Annotated in this window: 17 protein-coding genes; 8 read left to right on the top strand and 9 right to left on the bottom strand. The window is 60.4% G+C overall.

The features are described 5' to 3' along the window. The first annotated feature begins 16 nt into the window (after positions 1-16). The 6 genes from folE2 to QZR14_RS02845 are packed head-to-tail and all read left to right on the top strand — an operon-like array spanning position 17 to position 5,223. Positions 17-913 (top strand): GTP cyclohydrolase FolE2, encoded by an 897-nt coding sequence (gene folE2, locus QZR14_RS02870; protein ID WP_250605605.1) that lies wholly within the window; start codon positions 17-19, stop codon positions 911-913. Continuing rightward, positions 910-1,578: a metal ABC transporter ATP-binding protein gene (locus tag QZR14_RS02865; RefSeq protein WP_311995852.1), complete on the top strand. Its 669-nt coding sequence runs from the start codon at positions 910-912 to the stop codon at positions 1,576-1,578. Before folE2 ends, QZR14_RS02865 begins: the two co-directional genes overlap by 4 nt. Further along, a complete protein-coding gene (locus QZR14_RS02860) occupies positions 1,578-2,444 on the top strand; it encodes a metal ABC transporter permease (protein WP_250605603.1) in 867 nt (288 codons plus the stop codon). The genes QZR14_RS02865 and QZR14_RS02860 overlap by 1 nt, the downstream gene beginning before the upstream one ends. Before the next feature lie 11 nt (positions 2,445-2,455). Continuing rightward, positions 2,456-3,331: a metal ABC transporter substrate-binding protein gene (locus QZR14_RS02855; RefSeq protein ID WP_311995851.1), complete on the top strand. Its 876-nt coding sequence runs from the start codon at positions 2,456-2,458 to the stop codon at positions 3,329-3,331. After that, positions 3,328-3,888, top strand: a complete 561-nt coding sequence (locus tag QZR14_RS02850; protein ID WP_250605601.1) for a gamma carbonic anhydrase family protein — start codon at positions 3,328-3,330, stop codon at positions 3,886-3,888. Before QZR14_RS02855 ends, QZR14_RS02850 begins: the two co-directional genes overlap by 4 nt. A 3-nt stretch (positions 3,889-3,891) precedes the next feature. Beyond that, the gene (locus tag QZR14_RS02845; protein ID WP_311995850.1) at positions 3,892-5,223 is read left to right on the top strand and encodes a dihydroorotase; all 1,332 of its coding nucleotides are present in this window, start codon (positions 3,892-3,894) and stop codon (positions 5,221-5,223) included. 81 nt (positions 5,224-5,304) lie between these two features. On the opposite strand, the gene QZR14_RS02840 is transcribed toward QZR14_RS02845, so the two are convergent. After that, positions 5,305-5,823, bottom strand: a complete 519-nt coding sequence (locus tag QZR14_RS02840; RefSeq protein ID WP_038359480.1) for a DUF3617 domain-containing protein — start codon at positions 5,821-5,823, stop codon at positions 5,305-5,307. A gap of 133 nt (positions 5,824-5,956) precedes the next feature. Between QZR14_RS02840 and cls the strand changes: the two genes are divergently transcribed. After that, entirely contained in the window at positions 5,957-7,396 is a 1,440-nt protein-coding gene (gene cls, locus QZR14_RS02835; protein ID WP_311995849.1) for a cardiolipin synthase, read from the top strand. A 33-nt stretch (positions 7,397-7,429) separates the two neighbouring features. Here the strand turns inward: cls and cfaB are convergent, their stop codons facing one another. The 8 genes from cfaB to hflK (QZR14_RS02795) form a co-directional block, all read right to left on the bottom strand. Continuing rightward, on the bottom strand, positions 7,430-8,617 hold the full coding sequence (gene cfaB, locus QZR14_RS02830; protein WP_250605598.1) for a C17 cyclopropane fatty acid synthase CfaB: 1,188 nt from the start codon (positions 8,615-8,617) through the stop codon (positions 7,430-7,432). An 84-nt stretch (positions 8,618-8,701) separates the two neighbouring features. Next, positions 8,702-9,490 (bottom strand): DNA-binding domain-containing protein, encoded by a 789-nt coding sequence (locus QZR14_RS02825; RefSeq protein WP_311995848.1) that lies wholly within the window; start codon positions 9,488-9,490, stop codon positions 8,702-8,704. Next, positions 9,481-10,326: an MNIO family bufferin maturase gene (gene bufB / locus QZR14_RS02820; RefSeq protein ID WP_250605596.1), complete on the bottom strand. Its 846-nt coding sequence runs from the start codon at positions 10,324-10,326 to the stop codon at positions 9,481-9,483. Before bufB ends, QZR14_RS02825 begins: the two co-directional genes overlap by 10 nt. A 65-nt stretch (positions 10,327-10,391) precedes the next feature. Beyond that, positions 10,392-10,643, bottom strand: a complete 252-nt coding sequence (gene bufA2 / locus QZR14_RS02815) for a BufA2 family periplasmic bufferin-type metallophore (protein WP_311995847.1) — start codon at positions 10,641-10,643, stop codon at positions 10,392-10,394. Positions 10,644-10,753: 110 nt separating this feature from the next. Beyond that, positions 10,754-12,661, bottom strand: a complete 1,908-nt coding sequence (locus tag QZR14_RS02810; RefSeq protein WP_311995846.1) for a heavy metal translocating P-type ATPase — start codon at positions 12,659-12,661, stop codon at positions 10,754-10,756. Then, positions 12,658-13,707, bottom strand: a complete 1,050-nt coding sequence (gene hflK / locus QZR14_RS02805) for a protease modulator HflK (protein ID WP_194935714.1) — start codon at positions 13,705-13,707, stop codon at positions 12,658-12,660. The genes QZR14_RS02810 and hflK (QZR14_RS02805) overlap by 4 nt, the downstream gene beginning before the upstream one ends. Beyond that, on the bottom strand, positions 13,704-14,741 hold the full coding sequence (hflC, locus tag QZR14_RS02800; protein WP_311995845.1) for a protease modulator HflC: 1,038 nt from the start codon (positions 14,739-14,741) through the stop codon (positions 13,704-13,706). The genes hflK (QZR14_RS02805) and hflC overlap by 4 nt, the downstream gene beginning before the upstream one ends. Then, entirely contained in the window at positions 14,738-16,699 is a 1,962-nt protein-coding gene (hflK, locus tag QZR14_RS02795; RefSeq protein WP_311995844.1) for a protease modulator HflK, read from the bottom strand. The genes hflC and hflK (QZR14_RS02795) overlap by 4 nt, the downstream gene beginning before the upstream one ends. Before the next feature lie 211 nt (positions 16,700-16,910). On the opposite strand from hflK (QZR14_RS02795), the gene lpdA reads away from it, so the two are divergent. Continuing rightward, entirely contained in the window at positions 16,911-18,311 is a 1,401-nt protein-coding gene (lpdA, locus tag QZR14_RS02790) for a dihydrolipoyl dehydrogenase (RefSeq protein ID WP_311995843.1), read from the top strand. The last annotated feature ends 16 nt before the right edge of the window (positions 18,312-18,327 follow it).

Genomic DNA, 18,327 nt, shown 5'->3' with positions numbered 1-18,327 from the left:
CACGATGGTCCCGAACATGAATTCGATGACACTTCCGGATATCGCCGCGCAGGTCGCACGCCAGGCTTTGCCACTTGAATGGGTGGGCATGCGGGGCATCGCGTTACCTGTTTTGTTAGAGGGTGAGCGCGTGAGCGCGAAGGCTGATGCGGGCGTCAGTCTTGATGATGGCGAAGCACGCGGCATTCATATGTCGCGGTTGTATTTGGCTCTGGAAACACTCGAACAGAAGAACCTGTCCCCCACGCTACTGCATCAGGTGCTCAAGCGTTTCCTGCAAAGCCACGAGGGTTTATCCACCCGCGCCTACCTGAATATCCATACCGATTTACTGCTAAAGCGGCCGGCGCTTATCAGTCCATTGGCAGGCTGGAAGTCTTACCCCGCGAGCATCTTCGCCAGTCTGATAAATGAAGTGTTCCACGTGGAACTCAAAATCGAAGTGCCCTACTCCTCAACTTGTCCTTGCTCTGCGGCCTTGGCGCGACAACTGATCCAGCAACAATTCATCGACGACTTCGCCAACAAAGCCCTTCAGCACGCAGACGTTTTGGCTTGGCTGGGCTCGACCCAAGGCATCATTGCCACGCCACATAGTCAACGCAGCACTGCACAACTGCACCTTCATCTCGACGAATTCATTGATGAGTTACCTATGAGCGTGATCATCAATGACGCTGAAGCTGCCCTCGGCACCGCAGTACAAACCGCCGTGAAGCGCGCCGACGAACAAGCATTCGCCCTCGCCAACGGGCAGAACCTGATGTTCTGCGAAGACGCGGCACGTCGACTGAATCTGGCGTTGCGTCGTACTCCGGGGGTCAGCGCTTTTCACCTGCGAGTGATCCACGCCGAAAGTCTGCACGCCCACGACGCCGTCGCTGAAAGCCACTGGCAGCGTGAGCAAGCATGATCCGCTGCCAATCCCTGAGTTGGGGCGCACCCGGCCAAGCACTGACCGCGCCCCTGAACCTTGAGCTAGACAGCGGCAGCCTGACGGCGATCATCGGCGCCAACGGCTGTGGCAAAAGCAGCCTGCTGAAAGTGATCGCCGGATTGCAGAAGCCTCTGGCAGGTACAGTCGCCCTGAGTGTTCCACGTCAAAGCGGATTGTCCTTTCTACCCCAGCAACAGCATCTGGATCGCCAATTCCCCATCAGTCTCGAAGAACTGGTCGCCGCCGGATTCTGGGGACGCAGGCTATCGACTCAACTACGAAGCCAGCGCCTGAAAGACGCACTGGCGAACTGGCACCTGAGCGGACTCGAGCACCGTCCCCTCATGGCCCTGTCCGGTGGCGAACTGCAACGCGCCCTGCTCGCTCGACTGAGCCTGACCGATGCGCCCGTGCTGTTGCTCGACGAACCCCACGCCGCACTCGATGAACTCGGTCAGCAGTTGCTCTGGCAGCACATCCACGCCTGGCATGGCGAAGGTCGAACACTGGTCGTGGTGTGCCACGACCTTGCCGCCGTGCGCCGACACATTCCCGAAACGTTGCTGATCAAAAACCGCGACTGCGTGTTTGGCGCGAGCGCAGAACTCATTCAGCAAACACCTCACACACAGGTGGCCTGATGCTCACCGTCGCCCACCTCTGGCAACCGTTCAATGAGTTCGTGTTCATGCGCCGCGCCCTGCTCGGCGGCCTCGTATTGGCGTGCAGCACCGCGCCACTCGGCGTGTTCTTGATCCTGCGAAGGATGAGCCTGATCGGTGACGCCGTGGCCCACGGCATCCTTCCCGGCGCGGCCTTGGGTTTCTGGTTTGCCGGACTGAGCTTGCCCGCACTGACGCTGGGAGGCTTGGGCGCAGGGCTGAGCATGGCCGGTCTCGCCGCCTGGATTACCCGCCGCACCGGTCTGCGCGAAGACGCCAGCCTCGCTGCGATCTATCCGATTTCGCTGGCCAGTGGCGTGCTGATCCTCGGCATCGCCGGCAAACGCCTCGATCTGTTGCACCTGCTGTTCGGCTCAGCACTGGCCGTCGACGGACCGACCCTCACCGGCATGTTGTGGGTGTCGGGATTCAGCCTGATCGCCATGGCCCTGATCTACAAGCCGCTGTTGCTCGACACTCTCGACCCGTTGTTTTTGAGAACCGTCAGCCGCCTCGGCCCACTCGCCCATGGTGTCTTCCTGACGCTGGTCGTACTCAATCTGGTGATCGGTTTTCAGGCGATCGGCGCGCTGATGGTGGTCGGGCTGATGATGCTTCCCGCCGCGGCTTCGCGATTCTGGAGCCGCCGTTTGCCGATCCTGATTGCCATCGCAGCGGTCATTGGTTGTCTCTCGGTATGTTTCGGCTTGCTGCTGTCGTTCTACTACTCGCAGCCGAGCGGCCCGGCCATCGTCCTGGTCGCCGGCCTCGGCTATCTGTTGTCCGTGGTGTTCGGACCGGTGCACGGTCTGTTGCGCCGCCCGCCTTTGCTCACATCCCAATGAGGTGTTTCCCGATGCGCGCTCTACTCGTGCTGTTCAGCCTGATGCTGTCGATGTCCTTGTCGGCCGCGGAAAAACTGCCCGTGGTCACCAGCTTCAGCATCCTCGCCGACATGGTCCATCAGGTCGGCGGCGAGCATGTCCAGATCACCAACATGGTCGGCCCGGACGCCGACGCACACACTTACGAACCAACGCCAGACGATGCCAAAGCCCTGCTAAAAGCCAAACTGATCATAAAAAATGGCTTGGGTTTCGAGCCATGGCTGGATCGTCTGGTCACCAGCACCGAGACCAAAGCCACGATCGTCAGTGCCAGCCACGGCGTGATTCCACGCTCGCTGGATGAAGACGGCGAGACCGTTCCCGACCCGCATGCCTGGCACAATCTGGCGAACGCCGAGTTGTATGTCGCCAATATCACCAAGGCCCTGATTGCTGCCGACCCGGCGAATAAAGCCGACTACGAACGCAACAGCCAAACCTACCTGAAGCAGATCTACGCCCTGCTCGCTGAGGCCAAGGCCAAACTCGGTGCGCTGCCACCGGGCAACCGCAAGATCGTCACCAGCCATGATGCCTTCGGTTATCTCGGTCAGGCGTACGGCATCGACTTCATGGCACCGCAAGGTCTGTCCACCGAACGCGACCCCTCCGCCGCCGAAGTCGCGGCGCTGATTACCCAGATTCGCCAGGCCCACGTCAAAGCGGTGTTCATGGAAAACATCAAGGACGCACGCCTGCTCAAACAGATCGCCGACGAAAGCGGCGCGCACATTGGCGGCACGCTCTACTCGGATGCCCTCGCGGCCAGCGGTCCGGCCAGCACTTTCACCGGTCTGTTCGAATACAACCTCAACACCCTTTACGACGCACTGAGCCAGCCATGATCCGTAAGAATCCTTCAGGTGATCTACCGCACATTGCCGAGTCGGCCTACGTCGATAAAACCGCGATCATCTGCGGCAAGGTGGTGATCGGCGAGAACGTTTTCGTCGGTCCCTACGCGGTCATCCGCGCCGACGAAGTGGACGCCTCGGGCGAGATGGAGCCGATCATCATCGGCGCCAACTCGAACATCCAGGACGGCGTGGTCATCCATTCCAAATCCGGCGCGGCAGTGACCATCGGTGAGTACAGTTCAATCGCCCACCGCTCGATCGTGCACGGCCCCTGCGTCGTCGGCGATCGCGTGTTCATCGGTTTCAACAGCGTGCTGTTCAATTGCGTCGTCGGCAACGGTTGCGTGGTGCGGCACAACTCGGTGGTCGACGGTCGGGATTTGCCGGATGCCTTCTATGTGCCCTCCACGACTCGCATCGGCCCGAACACCGATCTCTCGCAATTTCCACCGGTGAGCATCAGCGCCTCGGAGTTTTCCGAAGACGTGGCGCGCACCAACGTCGATCTGGTACGTGGCTACAAAGCCTTGCAGAACGAGTTCTGAACCATGGGCAGCGTGCTGATTCGCAACGCAAGGCTGGTCAACGAAGGACGCGAGCTCGACGGCGATCTGTTGGTCAGCAACGGGCGTATCGTCAAGATTGCCCGCAGCATCGAAGGCGAAAATGCCAAGGTGGAAATCGATGCGAAGGGCCAATGGCTGCTGCCGGGGATGATCGATGACCAGGTGCATTTTCGTGAACCCGGTGCGCCAGCCAAGGGCAGCATTCATAGCGAATCCCGTGCGGCGGTCGCCGGAGGCATCACCAGTTTCATGGACATGCCCAACACCCAGCCGGCCACTCTTACCCTCGACGCACTGGCGGATAAAAAGCGCCGGGCAGCGATCAGCTCGGTGGCCAATTACGGCTTTCACTTTGGCGTGAGTCAGGACAACCTCGACACGGTGGCGGCGCTCAATCCTTGCGAAGTGGCAGGCGTGAAAGTGTTCATGGGCGCCTCGACCGGCAACATGTTGGTGGATGATCCGCAGACTCTTGAGCGGCTGTTCGCCGAGGTGCCGACGATCCTCTTGGCTCACTGCGAACACACGCCCAGCATCGATGCCAATGCAACCAACTTGCATGAGTTGTTCGGCGATCGCTTGCCGCCCGCGGCGCATGCGTTGATCCGTAATGCCGAGGCCTGTTATCGCTCTTCTTCACTGGCGGTTGATCTGGCGAAACGTCACGGCACGCGTCTGCACGTTTTACACCTGACCACGGCGCGTGAACTGGCGTTGTTCGAGGACAGACCGTTGGCGCAAAAACGCATCACGGCTGAAGTCTGCCTGCACCATTTGCTGTTTGATGATCGCGACTATCCCCACCTCGGCAACTTGATCAAATGCAATCCAGCGATCAAGACCCTGGCCGATCGCGACGCGTTGCGCACGGCGCTGAACAGCAATCGGCTGGACGTGATCGGCAGTGACCACGCACCGCATACCTGGGATGAAAAGCAGCGACCTTATGCCCAGGCACCTGCGGGTTTGCCATTGGTGCAGCACGCGTTGCCGGCACTGATGGAGTTGGTCGCGGACGATATGCTGCCAATCACCACGCTGGTGGCAAAGACCAGTCACAGAGTCGCGGATCTGTTTGCGATTCCCGATCGTGGGTATCTACGTGAGGGGTACTGGGCAGATCTGGTATTGGTCGAGCCGCGAGCCCTGGAGGTGAATCGGCAACCCATCCTGTCGCAGTGCGGATGGACACCGTTTGCCGGACGCAGCTTTCGCCATCAGGTGAGTACGACGATTGTCTCAGGGCAAATTGCCTGGCGGGAAGGTCAGGTGAATGACGGGTGTCGGGGGTTGGCGCTGAGGTTCATGCGCTGATTTCGAGGACGCTTTCGCGAGCAGGCTCGCCCCACATGTGGAATGCATTTCCCTGTGGGAGCCAGCCTGCAGGCGACCTTTTTATGCGCGGGGTTTAACGGCGCCGCAGTCCTGACCCAGCCAGACTGCTCGGGTTTCCAGACTGCCCTTCTGGTTGATCCCGATCGCGTTGAACGTGCCGTTGGCCACGGTGGTGAATTCACGATCACTGAGGAATGTCGCCACCCCGGTGCCCTGCGCTTTCGGGCAACTGAAACGGAATTTCCACTGATTACCGGTGCGATCAGTGATCTGCTGTTTGCAGCCCGATTGCGGGTCGGCCAATGGAATATCGTTGGTTGCCACCTGCTGCGGCGTCAGGCAGGCACGAATGCCCTTGCCGCCGATATTGATCCCGTTTTTCTCAAGCGCCGCGCGCTGTTGCGGGGTCATCTGGCCCTGCAACTGACCGAGGATCGATTGCACATCCATTGGCTGGTCATCGACCTTGACGTTGCTCGATGTCATTTCCCACAGTCCCGGCTGCAGCATCTGCGCCTGCGCAACCACCGGCAATGCCAAACCCAGGCCCAGCGCCAAACCCAGCAGACGAACGTTCATCGAAAAACTCCTGATCAGTAGTGGCCGTTAGACGTCGGCCGATTGCTTCGGTTCATGCCCCAATTAAATAGCGACATTCGCGACAGAACATGGTCTGTTAAGGCATTAGAATCTTGCGGAGCAAGGCTGCCCCATGGATTATTTTGGACCGCACATTTTCGGTTATCTGATCGCCCTGATACACACCCTCGGTCTGATCGCCGCCGTGCATGCGGTGCTCACCGTGCGCACGGCCCAAGGTTCGATCGCCTGGGCATTGTCGCTGATCTTCATTCCCTATCTCACGCTAATTCCGTATCTGGTGTTCGGGCGCAGCACTTTTGATGGTTACATCAAGGCACGGCGCCAGGCCAACGAACAGATGCGTCAGGCCATCTCCGAGTTGAACTGGCGCCCGTGGGTGGAAGAGGCGTTGACCGCGCGCGCCTCGAATGCCTACGCCTCGCTGCGCGCAATGCCCAAACTCGGGCGCATGCCGTGTCTGGCGAACAACGAAGTGCAATTGCTGATCAACGGTGCGGCCACCTTCGAGGCGATTTTCCACGCCATCGACCAAGCGAAAGAAGCCGTGCTGATCCAGTTCTTCATCATCCACGATGATCGGCTCGGTCGACGCTTACGTGATCTGCTACTGCGCAAGGCTGCTGAAGGCGTATCAATTCATCTGCTTTACGACCGCATCGGCAGTCACGCCCTGCCCCACGGCTATGTGCAGACGCTGCGTGATGGCGGCGTCGAGGTCAAAGCCTTCGCCACACGCAGCGGCTGGCTCAATCGCTTTCAGGTCAACTTTCGTAACCACCGCAAGATTGTCGTGGTCGACGGCGTCGTCGGTTTTGTCGGCGGACATAACGTTGGCGATGAATACATGGGTGAAAAACCACCACTGGCGCCTTGGCGCGATACGCATGTGAAGGTGCGCGGCCCCGTGGTCGCGTGCATGCAGGAATCCTTCGCCGAAGACTGGTTCTGGGCCGCGCGCGCCCTGCCGCCGCTGATCCTGCCCGACGAGTATCCGGATGATGGCGTGCTCTGCCAATTGCTCGCCAGCGGCCCGGCGGATGCCTACGAAACCTGCTCGCTGTTCTTTGTCGAGGCGATTCACGCGGCGACCGAACGGGTGTGGATCACCAGTCCGTATTTCATCCCGGATGAAGCCGTATTCGCCGCCCTGAGATTGGCCGTGTTGCGAGGCGTCGACGTGCGATTGCTGCTGCCGTCGCGTCCCGATCACCGCATCGTTTACGCCGCGTCCAGCCTCTACGCCTTTGAAGCCGTACGCGCCGGCGTGCGGGTATTCCGCTACGAACCCGGTTTCCTGCATCAGAAAGTGGTATTGATCGACAGCGAGATCAGCGCAATCGGCAGCGCTAATCTGGACAACCGTTCGTTCCGGCTGAATTTCGAAGTGATGCTGCTGACCGTCGACACTGACTTCGCCGCCAGCGTGGAAAACATGCTCGTCGCCGATTTCGCGCAAGCCTACGAAGTCGCCAAAGAAGAAAGCCGGGAGATCCACCGCCTTCAACAGATCGGCATGCGGATCGCCCGGCTGATTTCACCGATTCTTTGAGAGTCCTCTCACCGGGAGAGGACTCAACAAGGATCAAGGGTTATAGATGTCGTCGCGAGTCCACGGCAGTTCATGGCTGCCATCTGCATGTGCCTTCACCGCGAGGATCTGGTGCAGGTTGATCCAGCCGCGCGCAAACGCATAGGCGCAGCCGGCCAGGTACAGGCGCCAGATGCGCAGCGCTTGGTCCGGCACCAGCTTGCCAGCCGCTTCGAGGTTGTCCTCCAGCCGCTCGCTCCAGTGATCCAGCGTGCGTGCGTAGTGCAGGCGCAGGCTTTCGACGTCGACAATTTCCAGACCGGCTTCGCTGATCTCGGCCGAGATCATTGCCAGGTGCGGCAACTCACCGTTGGGGAATACGTATTTCTCGATGAATTCCCCGGCACCGCGTCCCACCGGACGGCCATCGGTGTGTCTGGCGGTGATGCCGTGGTTCATCACCAGACCGCCCTCCTTCACCGCGCCAAACAGGGTTTTGCAGTATTCGGCCAGATTGGCATGGCCAACGTGTTCGAACATGCCGACGCTGACCACCTTGTCGAAACGCCCGTCCTGAGGCAAATCGCGATAGTCGAGCAATTGCAGTTCGACCAGGTCTTCCAGGCCTTCGGCTTTGACCCGCTCGCGGGCCAGTTCCAGTTGCTCCTTGCTCAGGGTGATGCCGAAGACCTTCGCGCCGAACTCCCGCGCGGCATACCTGGCCAGCCCACCCCAGCCACAGCCGACATCCAGCAGATACTCCCCCGGCTGCAAGCGCAGTTTGCGGCACAGGTGGCGGAATTTGGCTTGTTGTGCCTGCTCGAGGGATTCGCTACCGGTTTCGAAATACGCGCAGGAATAGGCCATGTCGCTGTCCAGCCAGAGCTGGTAGAACGCATTGGACAGGTCGTAATGATAGGAAATGGCTTTGGCGTCTGTTTCCTTGTCGTGCAAGGTACGCACCGGCTGACTGCCGTCTTCTTCATCAAGCAAGGCACTGCTCAATTCGTCGCAGACGCGGATCACTTCGCTGATCGAGCCCTCCAGTTCAAGCTTGCCTTCAACGAATGCCGCTCCGAGCGCATCAAGACTTGGATGGCTGAACTGGGTGACCATTTGTGGGTCCTTGACCACAATGGTGACGCTGGGCGCCGGCCCCAGATTGAACTCATGGCCATCCCAGAGTCGCAGGCGAAGCGGAAGCTGCAGATTCTGTAAGGCCGGTGGAAGTTGCGCGAGCATGAAAAATCCCCCTTGTTTCAGACGTCTGATCTGAGGGTAGACCATCACAGAAAAATAGCAGGCTATCGATTTGATTAACCTTGTCTATCGTTGCAGACGCTCCAGCAAACCGTCCTGTATCCATTGTTTCAACCAGGTCACAGCTTGAAGTGATGCGCCCTTACCATAAGTGACTGCTAACTCGGCGCACAGTTCGGAGAAACTCCAGCCACCGTTGAGCACGCCATCGAGAGCTGAGGCTTGGGCCGGGTCGAGACTGCGGTAATTGCAGATCAACCCATTGCGCCAGATCAGACAGATCTGCGGGATTTCAAGGGGCACGCTGTCAGGAAACGCTGTTTCTTCCTTTACCGAGCGCCATAGAGAAAGGCTGTTGAAGCGGCACTTCAGCCACTGCATCGACGGCACCGCTCTGACGCGCAATTCCGGCCATTCCTCCGGGGCCAGGGCCGCCATGGTCTCAATTGTCAGCGGCTCGGCGGCCGGCGCATCGAAAGCCAGTGTGAAGGCCCATTCGAGCGCAATCAGTTCGGCCAGCGGTGCGCTCTGTTTCGGCACCAGATGCTCGCGGACAAAGCCTTCGAAGCCTTTGCCCAACCAGCGCAGGCTGAAATGCGCTGACGGAGACTGGCGGATGTACGCAGTCGCGAGGCCGTCGAACTCCTCATCGCCCATCCAATGCAGGATCGTTGGAAAGTCATTGCGCAACACGTCCAGCAAACGCGCTTTGTAAGCGTTGTGATAGATCGCCAGCCCCGTGCCGACATCCAGTGTCGGGCCACCGATCAGGCTCTCGCTCAACGTCGGATTCGCGTTGGGGACTTCTTCGAGCAGAAACGCTTCAAACGCCAGTTGCCACTCTTTCAGGAGCATGGCTGTCTCCCCGCCAGAACCTTGTTGCCGAGCTGACGGGCTTTTTGCAGTTCATCAAGCAGCGTTTCGAAGGGCGGAAAATGATCGTCGCGTTCCAGCAACGTGGCCACCGGGCCGAAATGTTCGAGTGTGCGTTGATAGAGTGCCCAGACCGGATCGCTCACTGGATGGTCGTGGGTGTCGATCACGTAATCGCCGTAATCGCTGTGCCCCGCCAGATGCAGTTGGCGGACTTTATCAACGGGCAGGCTGCTGATGAAGGCCCATGGATCGAAGCCATGATTACGTGAACTGACGTATACATTGTTCACGTCCAGCAACAATTCGCAGCCACTCACGCGGCTCAGCGCTGCGAGAAAGTCCCACTCGGTGAATTCGTCCGAGGCACCGCGCACGTAACTGGAGACGTTCTCCAGCACCAACGGGCGCTGCAGAATGTCCTGAACCTGCATCACACGGGCAGCGATGTAAACCAGGCTTTCTTCGGTGTAGGGCAACGGCAGCAGGTCGTGTAACTGATGGGCATTGCCGCGGCTCCAGCACAGGTGATCAGAGATCCATGCCGGTCGGACCCGTTCGGCCAATTGCTTGAGTTGTTGCAGATAATCCGGATCGAGGGCATGCGGCCCGCCGATGGACAACGATACGCCATGCATTACCAACGGATAGCGCTCGGCGAAGGCATCGAGGTAATACAGAGCCTTGCCGCCCTGCACCATGAAGTTTTCCGAAACCACCTCGAACCAGTCGACATCCGGCGACTGCTCAAGGATCTGCTGGTAGTAAGCGCTGCGTAAACCGAGGCCATAACCCAGAAAAGGAAGAGAAACAGACATGTGCGGACTCCTGATAAAAAGTGGCCGCAGTGGCGCAAGCCACTGCGGCAACACTTGCCGGTCAGTTATTCGCCGACCTTGCCACCGGCTTTTTCGCACGCCGCCTGAGTCATCGCCTTGAAGCCCTGGCCTTTGCAGGCGCCCATGCCTTTGCAGGCGTGGTCTTTGGTTTTGCAGTCGTTCTGGCCTTTGCAAGCGGTCACGCCGTAGCAATGAACCTGGGCATCGGTAGCGATCGCATTAGTAGCAACACCGGCAAACATTGTGGCGGCGGCCAAAGCGAGAGCGGCACCAGCAGCAGTGGTCTTGATGGTCATTTTTCTTATCCTCGGTAATCGTCAGGGGTGTCGGCTGGAAGGTTGTTCAGTCCCGACATAGCACTAGAGAGAGCGGCCCCAACGGCGTTACAGAGGATCGAAAAATAATTTCAAAGGTCTTTTTCGAGTTTGAGCAGCGGTTCCTGAAAGCGCAGCAAGCGCCCGGCGTTACCGAGGACCAGCAATGTGCTGAGGTTGTGCAACAGCGCAGCGATCATCGCCCCGGCAGCACCCAGCCAACCGAATGCAGCGAACACGACGATGGCCAGCGTCCAGCCCAAGCCGATGATCACGTTGACCTGCAACGTTCTGCGACACTGGCGACTGAGCCGTACACACGTACCGAGACGGCGCAGGTCACTGCCGATCAAGACGATATCGGCCGAGGCCAGTGCGATGTCCGCTCCGCCCGCGCCCATGGCCACGCCGACCACGCCCGCCTTGAGCGCGAGGGAATCATTGATGCCGTCACCGACCACCATCGGCCGGAAGCCATTGTCGATTTCCTTGAGTACGCGATTGAGTTTGTCCTCGGGCAAGGCTTGGGCTTCGACTTCATGCAAGCCGACGTCTCTGGCCAGCGATTGCGCCACGCTTTGGCGATCACCGGTCAGCAACAATTGCCGGCCGAGACCCAACTCGCGCAATTCGTCGAGGGCGAAACGGGCTTCCGGTTTAACCGTGTCGGCGAGCAACAGCCAGGTGAGGAATTCACCGTTCAATGCCAAACCGGCGATGGGTCCGTCGTGATCGGGAACCGTTGTCGTGGTGATGCCCAGTTGCGCGAACAACTCCGGGCGGCCCAGCGCGGCTTCGCCCTGCGCGGTCATGGCCACCACGCCGAGGCCTTGGCGCTCGTGAATATCAGTCAGGGGTAAACACTCTTCCTGGCTGACCAACCCTGCCAGCGCACGACTGACCGGGTGGCTGCTCGCCGCGCCGAGGCTGGCGGCGAGCGCGATGATCACGGATGACTCTGCGCGCGGGTTGTTGATCGACTGCAGGCGCAGAGTGCCGTAAGTCAGGGTGCCGGTCTTGTCGACCACCAGCGAGGTCAGATCGGCCAGTTCCTCGAGGAACGCCGAACTGCGGATCAGAATGCCGTGACGTGCGGCCACCGCCACACCGGCAATCGCCGTGGCCGGGGCCGACAACACCAGCGCACACGGACAGGCGGCGACCAGTACCGCGAGCATTGCTTGCGCATCGTGAGTGATAAACCAGGTCACTGCCGCCAGCAGCAAGACCAGCACCATGTAACTGCCGGCGTAACGTTCGAGCAAGCGGGTGATGGGCGGTTTCGAGCGTTCGGCGTTCTGCATCAACGCAATGACCTTGCCCAGCGTTGACTCGCCACCGGTGCGCGTCACTTCGATACGCAGCAAGCCGTCGAGGTTGATCGCACCGCCAAACACCGACAGGCCGACGCCTGCCTCGACCGGCACCGATTCACCGGTAATCGACGCGGTGTCGAGACTGGCCTGACCGGACAAGACTCGACCATCGGCGGGAATCCGATCACCGGCGCGGACTTCAACGGTGTCGCCGGCTTTCAACGTGCCGTTGTCCACTTCGATGATCGAGCCGTCAGCCTGAACCTTGCGCGCATGACTGCGCGTCAGTTGGCCAAGGGCATGGATCGCCTCCTGCGAGCCGATGACGCTGCGCTCCTCCAGCACATGGCCGAAGATCATGATGATCGGCAGCAATGCCGCCGTCAGCAGATCACCGGTCGCCCAGGCGCCGAGCATCGCCAGGGCGATCAGTTGATCGGTGATGCCGTGCAGGCTCGGATAGCGCAGGCTGTACCACGCCGATCGCATCACCGGCACGCCCACCAATAACGATGCAAACCCAAGCAGCAACTGACTGACACCGGTTTGCTCGGGCATCTGCCAGCGCCAGATCAAACCCAGACCAAGCAGGCCCAGTGCAAGCATGGCCAAGGTTAGTTGCCGTGCAGCGCGGCGTTGTTCGGCCGAAGACAACAGGCTCGGTGCGGCGGTTGTCGCAGTCATTTACTGGCTCCCTGAATGATCAGGCGGGAATCGTCTTTCGGGTCGACCGTGGTCACCGATCCGGCCTGGCCGAGAATCTTCGGCATGCGCTCGCGGTACAGGCGCAGGAGCATTTGCGGGTCGGTAGTGTTGGCCAGACTCGACACCGTGGCCGTATCGGCAGAGGCTTTGGCCAAGCGCTCACCGGCCTGCGCGTGAGCGACTTGCAGCGTGCGGTCGGCTTGTTCGTTGGCGGTCTGGGTCAGTTTCTCGGCGTCGGTGCGCGCATTGGCCACGGCTTTGTCGGCCTGTTGACTGGCGGTCAGCACCGCGTTGAAAGCACTGACCGCCGGATCCGGCAGACTCGATTGCACATCCACCCGCGCCACTTCGATGCCGATGCCCTGCCCGCTTGCCTTCAACTCGGCCAAGCGCTTGTTGATGCCTTGCACCAGATCGCCACGCAGTTTTTCCCGACGTTCCGCGGCTTGATTGTCAGCGCCGATCAACTCCGGGCGAGCGACCAGAATGGTGTCCAGATCGCGCGCGGCCGTCAGCGCCACCGCGCTGCGTGTCACCAAGCGATCCAGCGCCGGCAAAACATGCTCGCCCTGCAACACGAAGTCGTAAGGGTCGGTGACTTTGTAAAACACCCGCACATCCAGCTGCACCACACCGGCGTCACCGGTCAATAAATAACCAGATCCCGCCAGCGCATCGCTCAGGGGGGTGGCAAAGGAAGCGACCCGATCGGCCTTCAGCGCCTCATCACTGCGCAACAGATTCTCGACGCGACGCTCGATTACCCGATCGGCTGCCGGCAGCAAAATCACTTGTTCGAATGGCTGCGGCCAGGCCAATAGCAGACCGGCATTCTGGATGCGATCCAGCGCGCCGAAATGCAACACCACTGCGCGATTCTGCGGATCAATCTGCCGCACGTTGGAAAACACCCAGGCCAATGCCGCCAGAAGCGTCACCGCGTACAAGGCAAAAAATGCCAAACGCCCAGCCTGAATCCACGGACTGTTCAGCGCATGTGTTCCACGTGGAACTTCTTCATTCATGGCTGCGATCCGGTTTTGCTGTCGAGGGTCGGCGGGCCATCGACCAATACCCGGAATGGCGCGGCGTCGGTGCGCAGAATCAGTTTGGTGTCTGGCGTGACGATGGTGCCGAGGGTGTCCAGTGAGCGCAGCAAATTGTAGAGCTGCGGTGAACTGGCGTACGCACGGCCATAAATCTGCGCCGCTTCGACACGAGACTGCGCTTCGATTTCCGCCGCTTTTACTGTCGCGTCAGCCTGCACCATTCGCGCATCGCGCTCGGCTGCGGAACGGATTTGCGCGGCTTCACGTTTACCGATGGCTGTGCGCTCAGTGGCGATTGTTTCTCGCTCGGCGCGCATGCGATCAACCGTGGCGGTGAGCGTCACCGACGGCAAGGTCAAACGCTCGATGCCGACTTGCACAACCCGCACGCCATACGTCGCGAGTAATTGCTGATCAATCTGTTGGCGCAACTGCGCTTCAAAATCGGCGATACGCACCTGACTGGCATCGGTGTTCACCAGATTCGCCAGATCAAAACTGCTCGCGGTGGTTTCCAGCGCCGAGCCGACAAAGGTACGAATCTGCCGCGCGGCTTCGTCCGGCTGATTCTGCACCGCACGCATGAATCGCTGCACGTTGTCCGCATCGCCCTGCACCTGCCACGCCACGTAGGCCTGCACGATGATGCGCAAACCGTCACGAGTGCCGACATCCTGCAAGCCGCTGGACGTCGTGCGCAAACGCAGGTCCACCGGAATCGCCGCCTCGAACGGCGCCGGCCATCGCCAGCTCAAACCCGGATCAAGCAGTACCCGCGATGGATTGCCAAAGCGTGTAATAACCGTGGCCTCGCCGGAACGCACCTGCACCAGGCTCGCCGCCGCAATGGCAAACGCTACCACTAAGACTGCCCAGCCCATCCGCCGCCAAGGAAAAGGCCCCGCCTCTTCCGGTGCAACGTGATGATGTCCGTGGTGATGGTGATGCCCGCCGTGACCGTGATCGTGGCCACCGTGGTCATGATGATCGTGTGTGTGCGACTGGCTCAATGGGCGACTCCTGGTTGAGCGGTGGTGCGCGCAGGCGTCGGGTCAGCCGGCAGCGTGAACGTACGCAGGTCGATGGTCGGCGCATTGCTGCTGCCGCCCAGACGGTGGTCGAGTATCAGCAATCTCGCTTTGCTCAGGCCTTGGCCGAGCTGGCCAAGGTATTGCTCCAGCACAAAAGCCTGGCCGGCACTGGCGTAGGCTTTTTGCTCGGCGCTGAACTTCAAGTCGGCCGCCTGCGCGGTTGCGCTGGTTTCTCGCGCATTGGCGCTGGCCTGATCGCGAGCCAGGCTGGCCTGCAACTGCGCCTGATTGCTGGCTTCAGCTGCGGCGCCACGCTCGCGGGAGATCAATGCCTGCGCGCCAATCTGCGCGGCTTGCACACTGTGATAGGCATTGGCGGCACCGGCCGGCGGGTGAATGGCTTCGACGACCGTGGCGAGAATCTCCACGCCACTGTCGAGTTTTTGCAGGTCGCGCTGCACCGCGCGACCAATCTCTTCGCCCAGCCCTACCCGGTCTTCACCGAGTAAACCGTCCAGCGTGCGCGAGGCAAAGTCGTGCACCAGAATCCGGCTGGCGGTGCTGCGGATCAGCGTTGGCACATCCGCGCTGTTGTACGTCGCCGCCAGTGCGGCCTGATCGCTGAGGCCGATGCGATAGACGAAGCGCACGTCCATGTTGACGATCTGAAAGCTCTGCTGCTCGCCACGGCTGCTGGCGATGACTTGCGACTTGTCGTTGACGTGACTGGCGTCCCACAAACGGTTGGCGGTGATCGGCGCAGGGCCTTCAGCGGGGTCGGCTTGCAGCGGAATAGGCTTGTCGCCGACGCTGGTCGCCAGTTCATGCACCACGCCATTTTCGACGATCAACACCCGTCCCAGCGGCCAAGGTAAACCGCTGTGCAAACCGGGACCAAACACCTGCACCGGTTTACCGAAGCGCTCATAAATACCGCGTCCCTGTAGCGGAATTTCGTGGATGCCGGTAAGCAACCAACCCACTGTCGCCACCAGCGCCAGCACGGGTAAAAAGGCGCGACGCATGTAACTGAACGCCCAGATCTGACGCAGATCGATACCAAACCGGTTGTGCAATTCATGCTGCAAAGCGAGCAACGGTTGTGGCGGCCAGCGCAACATATCAGCGACAAAACTGCGCGCCAGCAGGGTCGGCTCAAGCTGCTCGCGACGAGGACTGAAAACTGAAAGAACGGAGCGCAATAACAACTCGATCGCAACCAATCCCGGCAAGATACCCATAAGCACAGCGACGCGTACTGGCCACACGGCGTTCTCGCCAGCGAACAGCAAACACAGCGCGCCCAGCACCAGGCTGATGATCGCCACACGGGCCAGTTGCGCCAGTGAAGCTGCTTCCGGCCATTGCGCCGGGTTCTCCTGGGCCAGTTGCCGCTCCAGCACCAACAAACCGAACCCCAGCAACAACGCCAACCCTGCGCCTACCGTTGCCGATAAACCCGTGGCAGCGGCCGGCAACGTCAGATTCCACGTTTGATCGATACTCAGCACCGCCAGCAGCGCCCAGCCACCCAACCACAGCGTCGCCGCGCCGATCTGACCAAGCAGATGCAGACCGCGCTGACTCAAGCGATCCAGCAGCCGCTCATACCACCCTTGCGGCGCGGGTTGTTTCTCCACGGCAAGCGGCGCCAGCACAACTGGATTGATCACCCGCGCACGCCATCGCGTCACCCACCACGCCGATTGCAGCCCGGCAACCAGCACCAGCAGCGCGGCGCTCTGATTGATCAGCAGCGGCAGCCACAATGACTGCGGGGCAAACAGCCCGACAAAAAACGCCAGCACCCACCCTGCCCCGGCCAATCCGCCGAGGCCGATCGCCCAACGGCGCAGACGCCGGCACTGCTCGGCCGCCTGCTGAAAGCGCGGCAGTGCGGTCACTTGCGTGCCATCCACTTCCAGATCGACTTGCATATCACCCCAAATTCATTAGTCCACATTGCATATCGTTACGATATAACGAAAATCGTGAAATATTCGTACACAATTACGCTTATTCAAAGATGCCCAACCTGTCGCTTGCCTGAAGCCTTGACCGAAATGTCCGCGAACGCACATATTACGTTCGTAATTTTTATCCAGAGCTACTTTTAGCGATCCGCATCCATCCATCAGGAGCAAGCGCATGAGCAACTATGACGTGGTGATTCTGGGCGGCGGGCCCGGTGGTTATAACGCGGCGATCCGCGCCGGCCAGTTGGGCCTCAAGGCCGCTTGCGTCGAAGGCCGGGCAACCCTCGGCGGCACCTGCCTGAACGTAGGTTGCATGCCGTCCAAAGCCTTGCTGCATGCATCAGAGCTTTACGACGCGGCGATGGGTGCGGAATTCGCCAACCTCGGCATCGAGGTCAAACCGACACTCAACCTCGCGCAAATGATGAAACAGAAAGACGAGAGCGTCGCCGGCCTGACCAAAGGCATCGAGTTTCTGTTTCGCAAGAACAAGGTCGACTGGATCAAGGGCTGGGGCCACATCGATGGCCCCGGCAAGGTCACGGTGACCGACGCTCAGGGCAGCAAAGTCGAGCTGGCCGCCAAGGACATCATCATCGCCACCGGTTCCGAGCCCACTCCCCTGCCCGGCGTCGAGATCGACAACAAACGTATCCTTGATTCGACCGGCGCGCTTTCCCTGAGCGAAGTGCCCAAGCATCTGGTGGTGATCGGTGCCGGCGTGATCGGCCTGGAACTGGGCTCGGTATGGCGGCGCCTGGGTGCGCAGGTCACCGTGGTCGAATACCTCGACCGCATCTGCCCGGGCGTCGATGGCGAGGCCGGCAAAGCCCTGCAACGCTCGCTGAGCAGACAGGGCATGGCTTTCAAATTGAGTTCGAAAGTCACCAGCGCCACCTCATCAGCCGCAGGAGTACAGCTCAGCGTCGAACCGGCCGCTGGCGGCACTGCCGAGTTGCTGGAAGCCGATTACGTGCTGGTAGCCATCGGCCGCCGCCCTTATACGCAGGGCCTCGGTCTGGAGAACGTCGGCCTGAGCACCGACAAACGCGGCATGCTCGCCAACAAACAGCACCGCACCGAAGCCGCCGGGGTCTGGGTGATCGGTGACGTCACCTCAGGGCCGATGCTCGCGCACAAGGCTGAAGACGAAGCGATGGCCTGCGTCGAGCAGATCCACGGCAAGGCCGGCGAGGTCAATTACGACCTGATCCCCAACGTGATCTACACCAGACCGGAACTGGCCAGCGTCGGCAAGACCGAAGAACAGCTCAAGGCTGAAGGACGCGCCTACAAGGTCGGCAAATTCCCGTTCACCGCCAACAGCCGGGCGAAGATCAATCACGAGACCGAGGGTTTCGCCAAAGTCATCGCCGACGAGCGCACCGATGAAATCCTCGGCGTGCACCTGGTCGGCCCGAGCGTGAGTGAAATGATCGGCGAGTTTTGCGTGGCGATGGAGTTCAGTGCTTCGGCGGAGGACATTGCGTTGACGTGTCACCCGCATCCAACAAGGTCCGAAGCGTTGCGCCAGGCGGCGATGAATGTCGAGGGGATGGCGACGCAGATGTAGGTGGTCACCCAAACCC

The sequence above is a fragment of the Pseudomonas sp. rhizo66 genome (genome assembly GCF_031931925.1).
Taxonomy (GTDB): Bacteria; Pseudomonadota; Gammaproteobacteria; order Pseudomonadales; family Pseudomonadaceae; genus Aquipseudomonas.
This window is presented reverse-complemented; position numbering and strand designations above follow the sequence as displayed.

Excerpts from the sequence above, each read along its gene's own strand:
- folE2 (WP_250605605.1), top strand. The coding sequence starts at position 17 with ATGAATTCGATGACACTTCCGGATATCGCCGCGCAGGTCGCACGCCAG.
- QZR14_RS02865 (WP_311995852.1), top strand. The coding sequence starts at position 910 with ATGATCCGCTGCCAATCCCTGAGTTGGGGCGCACCCGGCCAAGCACTG.
- QZR14_RS02860 (WP_250605603.1), top strand. The coding sequence starts at position 1,578 with ATGCTCACCGTCGCCCACCTCTGGCAACCGTTCAATGAGTTCGTGTTC.
- QZR14_RS02855 (WP_311995851.1), top strand. The coding sequence starts at position 2,456 with ATGCGCGCTCTACTCGTGCTGTTCAGCCTGATGCTGTCGATGTCCTTG.
- QZR14_RS02850 (WP_250605601.1), top strand. The coding sequence starts at position 3,328 with ATGATCCGTAAGAATCCTTCAGGTGATCTACCGCACATTGCCGAGTCG.
- QZR14_RS02845 (WP_311995850.1), top strand. The coding sequence starts at position 3,892 with ATGGGCAGCGTGCTGATTCGCAACGCAAGGCTGGTCAACGAAGGACGC.
- QZR14_RS02840 (WP_038359480.1), bottom strand. The coding sequence starts at position 5,823 with ATGAACGTTCGTCTGCTGGGTTTGGCGCTGGGCCTGGGTTTGGCATTG.
- cls (WP_311995849.1), top strand. The coding sequence starts at position 5,957 with ATGGATTATTTTGGACCGCACATTTTCGGTTATCTGATCGCCCTGATA.
- cfaB (WP_250605598.1), bottom strand. The coding sequence starts at position 8,617 with ATGCTCGCGCAACTTCCACCGGCCTTACAGAATCTGCAGCTTCCGCTT.
- QZR14_RS02825 (WP_311995848.1), bottom strand. The coding sequence starts at position 9,490 with ATGCTCCTGAAAGAGTGGCAACTGGCGTTTGAAGCGTTTCTGCTCGAA.
- bufB (WP_250605596.1), bottom strand. The coding sequence starts at position 10,326 with ATGTCTGTTTCTCTTCCTTTTCTGGGTTATGGCCTCGGTTTACGCAGC.
- bufA2 (WP_311995847.1), bottom strand. The coding sequence starts at position 10,643 with ATGACCATCAAGACCACTGCTGCTGGTGCCGCTCTCGCTTTGGCCGCC.
- QZR14_RS02810 (WP_311995846.1), bottom strand. The coding sequence starts at position 12,661 with ATGACTGCGACAACCGCCGCACCGAGCCTGTTGTCTTCGGCCGAACAA.
- hflK (WP_194935714.1), bottom strand. The coding sequence starts at position 13,707 with ATGAATGAAGAAGTTCCACGTGGAACACATGCGCTGAACAGTCCGTGG.
- hflK (WP_311995844.1), bottom strand. The coding sequence starts at position 16,699 with ATGCAAGTCGATCTGGAAGTGGATGGCACGCAAGTGACCGCACTGCCG.
- lpdA (WP_311995843.1), top strand. The coding sequence starts at position 16,911 with ATGAGCAACTATGACGTGGTGATTCTGGGCGGCGGGCCCGGTGGTTAT.